A 10,670-nucleotide genomic window follows, 5' to 3' on the forward strand; every position below is an offset into this window, starting at 1 on the left:
CACCTCAGCGCCGCCGGTGAAGCGCTATCTAGATACCGGCGCGAAACTCCGCAAGTCCTTTTTTCACTCTTGCACGATTTTTTTGCTCAGCCCCAAAGACGCCCTGTTTTTCCGGCATGATCGGTCCTCTCCGCAAGCATAGATCAACGATCGAGCGCCTTGCGGGCAAGGGTCATAAACTGCGCGCGTTCGTCGGGCGTGAGCGACGAGAGAATATCGGCCTGCAAGTCGGCCACCAGCGGCAGGATACGCGCATGAGCCGTGTCACCTGTATCCGTCAGGGTGATCACACGGGCCCGCCTGTCTCGGTCACTGACGGCGCGGTCAACATAGCCCTTTTGCAGCAGCCGTTCGATGACACCGCCGATCGTTGCCCGGTCATAGGCGATCAGTGCGGCGATTCCCGCCTGATCGAGGCCGGGATTGGCGCGAATCGCATTGAGTGCCGCAAACTGAACGGGTGTCAGGTCCTCTCCCTCCGCCTGCATGCGCGCGGCGAAGACCTGGGTCGACATCTGGTTCAAGCGCCGGATCACATGTCCGGGCATCTCGAGGATTTCCAATGGACACCTCCTTCGCCCCGCCCCTGCGGTCTCAGTGTTTCGCAGGTTCGGAATGACCGCAAGAAAAATATGTGTACTTACTTATTTTCCTCCGCAATAATATGTATAGCTATCAATTTGCAGCACGCATGATCGGGGAGGACATTTCATGCAGTATCACCTGAACGGGTTCCGACCCGGCAATCCCGATGTGAAGGCGCCTGCCCCGGGCCGTGACACCCACGCCGATGTCGTTCCGGAAACGGTCGACGTGCTGATCGCGGGATGCGGTCCTGCCGGGCTTTGCCTTGCCGCGCAGCTGGCGCTCTGCCCCGTCATCACCACCCTGATTGTCGAGCCGAAATCCGGCCCGCTGGAAAAGGGCCAGGCCGACGGGGTCAGCGTGCGGTCGATGGAAATGTTCCAGGCCTTCGGCTTTGCCGAGACCGTCAAGCGCGAAGCCTATTGGGTGAACCAAACCGCGTTCTGGCGTCCAGACCCAGCCACACCCGATCACATCCATCGTGTGGGCATCACGCAGGATGTGGCGGATGATCAATCCGAGATGCCGCACACCATCGTGAATCAGGCGCGCATCCACGAGCTTTTTCTGGATGTGATGCGCCATGCGCCCACCCGCCTTGTCCCGCAGTACGGGATGCGGGTGCGGGACCTGTCCGTTGACCAGACCGCCGACGATCACCCTGTCCATGTCACACTGGACCGGGTGGCCGAAGATGGATCGGCAGGCGGGAGCGTTCAGGTCCGCGCCCGATACGTCGTCGGCTGTGACGGCGCGCGCAGCACCGTGCGACAGGCGATTGGCGGAACGTTGCATGGCGATGCGGCCCATCAGGCGTGGGGTGTCATGGACATTCTCGCAAATACGGATTTCCCGGATGTCCGGCGCAAATGCCTGATCCAATCGGCGCGCGAGGGCAATGTCCTGATCATCCCGCGCGAGGGCGGGTATCTCTTTCGCATGTATGTCGAGCTCGACAAGCTCAATCCGGAAGAGCGGGTTGCCCATCGCAAGCTGACGGCGGAGGATATCATTGCGGCGGCGAACCGGATCATGCGCCCATACCGGATCGACGTGAAGGAGGTGGTCTGGTGGTCGGTCTATGAAATCGGGCACCGGCTGACCGACAAGTTCGACGACGTGCCACCCGCCGAGACCGCGCACCGCACCCCCCGCGTGTTCACCGCAGGCGATGCCTGTCACACACATAGCCCCAAGGCGGGACAGGGCATGAACGTGTCGATGGGCGACACGTTCAATCTGGGCTGGAAGCTGATCCATGTGCTGACGGGGCGGTCCCATCCGGACCTGCTGCACAGCTATTCGGCGGAACGCCATCTTGAGGCGAAACGGCTGGTGGAAACCGACCATGCCTGGGCCCGGATCATGAGCGCCCCACCAACGGCGACAGAGCTGGACGGGACTGAACTGCCCCGGTTCCAGAAGCAGTTCATCGAGAACCTCGAGTTCACCGGCGGGCTTGCAGTGCGCTATGAGCCGTCAGCTCTGATCGCGGCGACGGCGCGACAGGAACTGGCCACCGGGCAAATCCTCGGCAAACGGTTTCATTCCGCGCCGGTGGTGCGGCTGGCCGATGCAAAGCCGATGCATCTGGGCCATGTCGCCGAGGCCGATGCGCGCTGGCGGCTCTATGCCTTTGCCGGGTCGCGCGACACGGGGGTCGAGGGCGGCGCGATCCATGACCTTTGTACCTATCTGGAAACAGACGCGGCCTCACCAATTCTGCGGACACGTCGGTCCGGTGAAGATCCTGACGCCGTGATCGACCTGCGCGCCATCTTTCAACAGGACTTCCGCGCGTTGCGGTTCGAAGACATGCCCAGCCATCTGCGCCCGTCGAAGGGCCGGTACGGTCTGCATGACCATGAAAAGCTGTTCTGCGTTGATCACAAAACCGGTCAGGACATCTATGACATGCGCGGGATAGACCGGGATTCGGGCTGCATGATCGTCGTCCGGCCAGATCAATATATCGCCCATATCCTGCCGCTTGACGCGACGGCCGAGCTGTCCTCGTTCTTTGCCGGGATTTTCCTGCCCGCATCAGCAACGACATCAGACCGCCTGCATCGGCAACCGGCCTGAGAAGACAGGCTCAATCCTTGCGGCGTTTTACCGTGACGATGCATTTCGAATGGCGCGGGTGGAGCGCCGGGAGGTCGCGTCCCAGAACATCGACCGAGCCGACATGGCGCAGCGCTCCGGACGATTCGACCTCGCCATCGACGACGGACCGGCGCTTGCCATGGCCGCTCGCAACGCAGCGGATGACCTCGCCCCTGGTGGTCTGGAAACGCGGGGCGTTGTGCTCGGGCTGACGCCCGATCTCTCGCGTGACGACATGTTGACCGATGGGCGGGGTCTGAACCTGCGGTCTGTGCTCGATCGTGGCACCGGGATTGGTGGTCAGTGTGGGCACGGACTGAGGACGGGGCTTGGGACGCAGAACCGCGACGGGCGTGGGTTGAGCGCCGCCTGCCGGACCGGTTGCACCGGGTGTCGGGACCTGTGGTTGCACCGGGACAGTGACGGGTATCATCTGCGGTGTCGGTTGGGGAACGCGCTGCGGGACGGGGGTCGGCACCCGTTGCGGCGGCAGCGTGGGCACGGTCACTGTCGCAGGATGCGGCACCTGATTGGGTGAGACGCCCGTCGTGACCCCGGGATTTTGGAACGGGACAATCACAGGAGTGATGGCAGGGCGTTGCGGCGGAACCCGACCGGGAACCGGTGTGGGCGTCGGTGTCGGCACGAGGATCGGCACCAGATACGGAGCGGTCTGGGGGACCTGCGTTGCGCCCGGCGGAGTGACTGGACTGTGGCCGGTGATCACGATCTGGGGATTCGGATGGACGACAATCGGCGGCAGCTGACTGCCCGGGACCGGCGGCGTCCGTTGCGGAACCGGCTGCGGCACAGGCGATGTGCCGGTGATCACTGTCGGCGGGTTCGGCACGATGGTGATCGGCGGCTGCTGGTTGCCCGGGACCGGCGGTGTCCGTTACGGAACCGGCTGCGGCACGGGCGATGTACCGGTGATCACGGTCGGCGGGTTCGGCACGATGGTGATCGGCGGCAGCTGACTGCCGGTGAAAGACGGCGTCGGTTGCGGTTGAATGGTGATGACAGGCGACGTCCCCGTGACAACCGTTGAAGGGTTCGGAGAAATCGTGATCGTCGGTGGCCGGTTGCCGGTGAAGGATGGCGTCGGCTGCGGCGTCAATTGTGGTGCAGGCGAGGTTCCGGTGATCACGGTCGGCGGGTTGGGTGTCAGCACCACTCCCTGACCGGTAAAGGATGGCGTCGGCTGCGGCGTCAGTTGCGGCGCAGGGGACGTCCCGGTGATCACGGTCGGCGGGTTGGGTGTCAGCACCACGCCCTGACCGGTAAAGGATGGCGTCGGCTGCGGCGTCAATTGTGGCGCTGGCGAGGTCCCGGTGATCACAGTCGGCGCGTTGGGTGTCAGCACCACTCCCTGACCGGTAAAGGATGGCGTCGGCTGCGGCGTCAGTTGCGGCGCAGGAGACGTCCCGGTGATCACGGTCGGTGGGTTGGGTGTCAGCAAGACACCCTGACCTGTAAAGGACCCCCCGGGTTGGGGTGTGATAACGGGTCCAGGCGAAGTCCCGGTGATGACTTCCGGCGCGACCGGCACCAGCGTAACGACGGTCGGCTGACCACCCGGCCCGGTTTGCCCGACCTGGTTCGAGGTCGGCACGTTGGACGGCGCGGGAATGCCTCCGGTCAAGGGCGGAGGCGAGCCGCATTCGGCGGATCTGTGCGGGTTGCCGACACCGATACAGTGTCCAAACGCGTTTCCGTTGGCGACCACCGGTCCGGCAAAGGACAGAAGCGCAGCAGTCGTGAGTGCAAGGGACGTGCGCATTGCGATCACCATGACTTTGTCAGGTTGAGGTAAACGGCAGGCTCGCCGGCTCTTGTGTCCGGCCCGTCTTCGAGCGGCGCGGCAATGTAGGAGCGCGCGAAGAACCCGTTGGAGAACTCGGCGTCGATACCCAGACCGACCGAAGCCAGCGTCGTTTCGTCGATTTCATGCGCACGGGGATCGTTGTTCCTGACGTATCCGTAATCGACAAATCCGAACGGGCGCAGACGATTGAGGTAGGCGCTGTCGATGAACAGGTCGCGGCTGATTTCAAGGCTGGTGGAGTAGCCGCTGTCGCCTTGCGCCTCGGCAAAAAGGTAGCCGCGTTCGGCATCTATACCGCCGAGATAGAACTCTTCGACGCTCGGCAACCGGTCAGAGGAGTGCTGGCCCCAGAGTTCCGCGCGGATCGTGGTGTCCGGCCCGAGCAGCGCGATGGGATGTTCGTATCCGAACCCGAACCGCAGATAGCTGAAGCTTTCATCGCCGTCGTCGATGCCCTGCGCCATCTCGCGCTGTTCGCCATATGCGACGCTGATCGCATATTCGTACGCCCCACCGGCCGCCAATGCCTTGCCATAGATCCAGCTTGCGGCCAGGACATCGACTTCGCTGTCGAATTCCTGCGCGCCGACATCCACTTCCGATGAGGAGCGGCGAAGGTCGAGAAGGCCGTACCCGTAGGTGTCCACGTTGCGGATAAACGGGTATCCGAGGGCAAGGATCGCAGTCCGACCGGCGATGTCGGTTTCCTGCAACGCGCCGCGCGCGTCGCGATAGGCTCCGACAGAGCCAAAATAGGCCTCGCCATACAGACCGCTTCCACCCAACGGCATGCGATAGGTCAACGCCCCCCAGACCGAGGAATCATCCCGGTCCGTTTCGGCCGTCGCAGCCAGTTCGAACCGCAAGAGATCACCGGCCGTCAGATGGCTCAGGTAGGTTTGCGAAAATGACAGGCGCACCGCTTCTCCAAAAGCACGCGACGGATGGTCGAGCGACAGGCTGCCGTAATCCCTGTCAAGCTCTTCCGCGATGACCCGAAGCCGTGCATGAGCCGCGCCGGGCGGATAATCGAACTCTGCTGTCGCGGTGATCGCGCCGATATCTTCGACCAGCATGATGGCGCGTTCGAGATCGTCTTGTTGCAGCCCACGCTTGCCCAAGAGGGGGCGCGTGTAGGCCTGAACCAGTCGGAAATGGTCTTCGTCCACACCTTCGATGACGATGTTGCCGACCTCACCTTCATCGACCACAAGCGTGTGACCATCGGCGGCCAGGAAAACCTCGGCAAGCAGATAGCCGTCTTCGAGATAGATGGTCTCGATCACCTCTGCGAGCGCTTCGGGCGTCACCGCCCCTGTTTCGCGCTGCGCAAGGAGCGTGGCAAAGGTGAGCAATTCCGCAGGTTCGTAATGCGAAACGCCCAAAAGGGTATAGGTTTCGGTGGCCTGCTGCGCAAAAGCGGCGGACGCCGCCCCAGAGAGCGCAGTCACGATGCACAGAATGCGTGTGGTTTTCGATTTCATAATTCAACCAAAGGGCGAGGTTCTCAACAAGTCAACTTGGCGGACCACCGGACAAGCGCTCTGTCCCTCACCCGTGGCCTCTGCGTTACAGAACGGCCCCTTCAGCGCAGAGTTTACCCGGATCAACACATCCGGCACTCGGCGGCGTGTTGGACGACGGGCATTTTGAACAGTATCGTCCGACATTGACATTAGGTTTTGAGTTGATATTTTTTAACATATTTTCAAATACTTAAGCTAAATCACGACATTGGCAGGTCAGTCTTTCGACATCCAATCTGGGTCTTACGACATGCCCAGAGGGTCCTGAAATTCCCCTCACCCATGCTTCTTATCACCGTATCCCTTCAAAACACAGGATTTGGAAAAGAGAAAGCCGCCCAGAAGGGCGGCTTTGAGTGTCCGATCGTGACTTGGTTCGAGGTGGAACTCAGCGCAACAAGTTTCGCTCCTCGTCAAATCGCTGCATGATTTTTTCAGTATCGATGATCGACCAGTGCTCTGCGACAAACGGATTGAGTTCGTCGTCTACGCACATTCGTTCCTCATATGCGTCAGCGAAATGGCCCATGTCCAAGACCTCTCCACCCTCGGTCCGACAATTTACAATTGCCATGATCCCGATTTCTACTGCGACACCAAAACGACGGGCTGATGCGTGGATCAAAATCTGGATAAACTCATCATACTCGAGGATCTGATGATCCGTGACACCACCTTTCCGGGAAAGTGTCTGAAGCGCATTTTTGAGCTGCGGCCCATCAGTCTTGAATTCAATCGGACAGATTTCCTGTGGGCGAACGCGCCGCAACAAGGGTGAATCCATATTGATGAGTGCCTTCGCTTCTGGCGTTGCCGTCAAGATCAGACAGACCGGCCATTCCTTGTGCTGCATCATGTTCCAAAATATTCTTAGGAATGATTCAACGCTGTCCCTTGTCTTGTATCTCCCGCTATCTTGAACTTCGTCCAAGTGGACAGCCGCCGCCCCAGCCTTCTTCAGCAACGACATGGCCATATTTGTAAGGTACTGCTCGTCCCTTCTGGACCTGACGCTTTCTCCAAGCCCTTCAAGAATGGCCTGCATCGTTTCTTTCACGGTCGAGCGACCGGGAACAATGATCGACAAGATCCGAGACCCGAATTTCTAACCGCCGTCGCGCTCAACCAACTCCTGGTGTTCAGTCATGATTTGTAAGCGGCAAGCTGAGGCCGTTCAGGCGTTATAGCGCCATGGCATGAGGGCGTCGATTTCTGCGCGTGGCCATTGGTTGGCGAGGCGTTCCAAGGTCTGTGTCATCCACGCGACCGGATCGACGTTGTTCATTCTGCATGTTTGCAAAAGTGTTGCGATTGTCGCCCAAGTACGGCCGCCGCCATCTGAACCAGCGAACAGACTGTTTTTCCTTGTGATGGTCTGAGGCCGAATTGCGCGTTCGACAATGTTGGAATCGAGCTCAATGCGGCCGTCAGTGAGGAAGCGCTCGAAGATGTCCCGGCGCGTCATGGCATAGCGGAGCGCTTCGGCCAGTTTCGATTTGCCCGAGATGCTCGGCAGGGTTTGCTGCCAAAGGGTGAACAGGTCGGCAACGATGGGGGCCGAGACCGCCTGTCGTGCGGCGAGGCGCGCTTCAGGGCTTTGCCCTCGCACGTCTGCCTCGAGCTTCCAAAGCTCGGTCATCCGCTCAACCGTGACCGTCGCGATCTGGCTGTCTCCAGCTTTATGAAGCTCATAGAACCGCCGCCGGGAATGTGCCCAGCAACCTGCAAGCAACGGGCCGTCATTGCCTCCGTTCTTGCGCACAAGCTTGTTGTAGGCGGCATAGCCGTCCACCTGAAGGATACCGCGATACCCTTCGAGATGCCGACGCGCGCATTCTCCAGACCGGCTATCCTCAAACCGATAGGCTACCATGGGGGGACCACTTCCACCGAAGGTACTGTCATCTCGAGCATAGGCCCAAAGCCACGCTTTTTTCGCGCGACCTGCGCCGGGGGCAAGGGTTGGCAGGCTGGTTTCATCCGCGAAGACCCTGTCGCCTTTGCCGTTTCGATATGCGCTCTTTGGTCTCCCAATAGCTGATCGCGTGGCGTCCAAACCCGATTGTCCGGCTCCCCTGTTGAGCGTTGAACCCTTCGCCTTTCCAGACAAGCCGGGCGTCGGTGACGTTCTGTGTCTTGCACCTGGCACAACGTAGGCGGGTCAGAACGTCCGCTATCTTGGTCTCTGGCGGCACTGGCACGGTGGCCAAGGGCAGGTCAGTGAAATGTCCGCACCCGCACCGGACATGCAGGTGATGCCCTCTCACGCTCTCGATGCGGGTCTGAAACCTCATAGCCTTTATAGACGAAACTTTCGCGGGCGGGTTGGGTGCTCGTGTCACCTTCCCCGAGTTCTTCACCTTTGAACGGGTCCGGCTTCGGAAGGCAAATGCCCCTTGGCTTTTAGCCAAGCCTCAAATTCAGGCGCGGTATGAGGCAATCCAGTTTCATCGGTGAATGTCTTACGGAGCGCTTCGCGCATTTTCTTGTGGCTGTAGGTCCATCCCATTGTCATCTCCTAATCAGTAAAAAACGGTCGTGTTGACCGCCACACCGAGCGTGGCGACGTGTGAACGCACCAAGCCTTGAGACACCGAAACTTTCCAAGAAATGCCGTGTACGACTAATTTAACGACCGTCGAACGTCGCTTAACAATTTATCTTGGATAAGTCGCGGCAGTCAAGCGGACCGTGCCTGCCCGTTGTGTCCTCGCCTTTTCAGTCTTTTCGGGTGTTGGTTCCGCATCAGGGCACCATGCAATCGCCATTTTGACCAATGAAATAAGGGATTTCAGGTTTTCAGGCGGCGGCGTATCCCCCTAAAAATCCCCCTTGGTGCTGTTGTTGACCACCCTTTCGGAGCGTCTTAGCCCCACTCCGATGTCACCATTTGACAGCTTCGCGGCTGGCGATACGCTCGGAGTACAGGACCTCGATTCCTTTCACACTCCTAACCTAGGGCCGTGGCGTTGCTGCGGCTCTCTTTTTACCCCCCGGTCAGCTTCTTCAGCTCCGCTTCAATCTGCGGACGGTAGGCGTCCAGTGCTTCCCGCACGATAGCGGACGCGCTCTTGCGGGCTTGGGTCGGTGCCTTCGCCGGAACCTCTCCCTTTGCCTTGGCACCAGCGATTGCGCGGCGGATTGCTCGCTTCTGCGCTCGCTCGACCTTCACCCGTTCTTCTGCCAAGTCGCGGACCAGTTCGATAAGTTCGACTGGCAGGTTGTAAGACACCGTTTCGTGCAACGGGTTCCCGGCGGCGTCGGTGTAATCGTCTGTAGGCGTATCGGTGCCGGACATCGCGGTGACAGCTTCGGCGGCTTCCTTGGCGGTCGGCTTGATGTTCGCGGCTAGGGGCTTGCGGGCCATGTTCTCACCTCTCTGCTATTTTCTTGACCACACTGGCCAGTGCTCTGATTTCGGAGTGTCCGGCGCTTCCCTTGGCAAAGTCGCCTATCCATTGCCCGGCGGTGAAGGCGTCCGCATGGGCGATACGTTGCGCGATGCTCGGGCCTACGGGTTCGCCATAGCCATGCAGGGCGGCTTCAATCTCGGCACCTGCGGCTGTCCTGCGGTCCACCTTGGAAGGCACCAGCAAGGCGCGGGGCTTGTCGCTCTTACGGGCCGTGCGGGCTTTCTCGATCAACTCGATTGCGCCGTTGGTCGCGCGGATGTCGGCACCGGACGGGCTAACAGGCACAACGGCAAGGTCACAGATTGCCAGGGCGGCGGTCGTGGCTTCTCCGAGCATAGGGGGCAGGTCGATAACGGTGTGTTCCGTCTCGATTGCCAGCACACGGTCCAGCCATGCGGTCACGGCGCTGTCAGACAGTGGCGCGGCCATGACATCGAAAGGCAACTGCCCTTCCTCTGCCCATGCGGCGGCGGTGCCTTGCGGATCGGCGTCCACCAGCGTGACGTTAGGGGCCAATGCGCCGGATATGTTCACGGCTAGGGTCGATTTACCGACCCCGCCTTTCAGGTTCGCAAGCGCGATGATTGCCATATGTAAGCCCCTCTGTCCGCTCTTGGTGGCGGTGTTGACTTATCCGTAACGGATAAACACAAGGGCTGTCCACAATTATTGGTTATTGCTCAATAGGCAATGCCGGGCTGTCGGCGTCCACCACCCGCTTGCCTTCCCAATAGGCAACGGTCTTCGGATGCAGCCCACATTCATCGGAGAGACGGGCTTGTGACCACCCTAAGACCCTCACGAAAGAAAGGGAGGCATGAGCAAGTACGAATTTGGTGGTGGGATCGAGCTCCCCAAAACCAGTGCCCCAACCAAGCCCCGCGTAAAAGTGGCCGCCGAGACTGCGATAGCCCGGAGTCAAATATGACGGGTTCGTCTTCAATGATCTCGATTCCTTCGACGCAATATCAAGCACTTTCAATAACTTGCCAAAACCTCTGGCGTTTTGCACGGGTTTTCTGGCACCGCCACGTCCATGATCACAGGCAGCGGTAGCTGGTCGGTCAACCGAGGCCAATCTTGACGCAGGGTAACTTTGCCCGGATTCAAAAAATTATTGATTTATACTCATGCGCCTGAATTGACCTGATGTCGTTTCAGACGATTTTGTATTTTTCTAGGGATACGACGCGGAAGTTGTCGGTTACGGTATCG

General features: G+C 60.0%; 10 protein-coding genes and 1 pseudogene. 1 reads left to right on the forward strand and 10 read right to left on the reverse strand.

Annotated features, from left to right (window positions below; all coding sequences use genetic code 11):
* Positions 1-143: 143 nt before the first annotated feature.
* Positions 144-563, reverse strand: a complete 420-nt coding sequence (locus tag MRY75_RS04960) for a MarR family transcriptional regulator (RefSeq protein ID WP_292306038.1) — start codon at positions 561-563, stop codon at positions 144-146.
* A 148-nt stretch (positions 564-711) separates the two neighbouring features.
* Between MRY75_RS04960 and MRY75_RS04965 the strand changes: the two genes are divergently transcribed.
* Positions 712-2,670, forward strand: coding sequence for an FAD-dependent monooxygenase (locus tag MRY75_RS04965; protein WP_292306039.1), 1,959 nt, complete (start codon positions 712-714; stop codon positions 2,668-2,670).
* Positions 2,671-2,680: 10 nt separating this feature from the next.
* Here the strand turns inward: MRY75_RS04965 and MRY75_RS04970 are convergent, their stop codons facing one another.
* The 9 genes and pseudogenes from MRY75_RS04970 to MRY75_RS05010 form a co-directional block, all read right to left on the reverse strand.
* Positions 2,681-3,523, reverse strand: a complete 843-nt coding sequence (locus MRY75_RS04970) for a hypothetical protein (protein WP_292306040.1) — start codon at positions 3,521-3,523, stop codon at positions 2,681-2,683.
* 63 nt (positions 3,524-3,586) lie between these two features.
* On the reverse strand, positions 3,587-4,483 hold the full coding sequence (locus MRY75_RS04975; protein WP_292306041.1) for a hypothetical protein: 897 nt from the start codon (positions 4,481-4,483) through the stop codon (positions 3,587-3,589).
* The gene (locus MRY75_RS04980) at positions 4,477-6,000 is read right to left on the reverse strand and encodes a ShlB/FhaC/HecB family hemolysin secretion/activation protein (protein ID WP_292306042.1); all 1,524 of its coding nucleotides are present in this window, start codon (positions 5,998-6,000) and stop codon (positions 4,477-4,479) included. The genes MRY75_RS04975 and MRY75_RS04980 overlap by 7 nt, the downstream gene beginning before the upstream one ends.
* Before the next feature lie 430 nt (positions 6,001-6,430).
* On the reverse strand, positions 6,431-7,129 hold the full coding sequence (locus tag MRY75_RS04985; RefSeq protein WP_292306043.1) for an AAA family ATPase: 699 nt from the start codon (positions 7,127-7,129) through the stop codon (positions 6,431-6,433).
* Positions 7,130-7,216: 87 nt separating this feature from the next.
* A pseudogene (locus MRY75_RS04990) lies at positions 7,217-8,038 on the reverse strand (IS66 family transposase); the annotation flags it as partial.
* A 360-nt stretch (positions 8,039-8,398) separates the two neighbouring features.
* Positions 8,399-8,551: a hypothetical protein gene (locus tag MRY75_RS04995; RefSeq protein WP_292306044.1), complete on the reverse strand. Its 153-nt coding sequence runs from the start codon at positions 8,549-8,551 to the stop codon at positions 8,399-8,401.
* A 477-nt stretch (positions 8,552-9,028) separates the two neighbouring features.
* Positions 9,029-9,409, reverse strand: coding sequence for a hypothetical protein (locus MRY75_RS05000; protein WP_292306045.1), 381 nt, complete (start codon positions 9,407-9,409; stop codon positions 9,029-9,031).
* 4 nt (positions 9,410-9,413) lie between these two features.
* A complete protein-coding gene (locus MRY75_RS05005; RefSeq protein WP_292306046.1) occupies positions 9,414-10,046 on the reverse strand; it encodes a ParA family protein in 633 nt (210 codons plus the stop codon).
* Between the two features lie 82 nt (positions 10,047-10,128).
* A complete protein-coding gene (locus tag MRY75_RS05010; protein ID WP_292306047.1) occupies positions 10,129-10,431 on the reverse strand; it encodes a hypothetical protein in 303 nt (100 codons plus the stop codon).
* Positions 10,432-10,670: the final 239 nt, after the last annotated feature.

Source organism: Marivita sp. (assembly GCF_022763305.1).
In the GTDB taxonomy this organism is placed as follows: domain Bacteria; phylum Pseudomonadota; class Alphaproteobacteria; order Rhodobacterales; family Rhodobacteraceae; genus Marivita.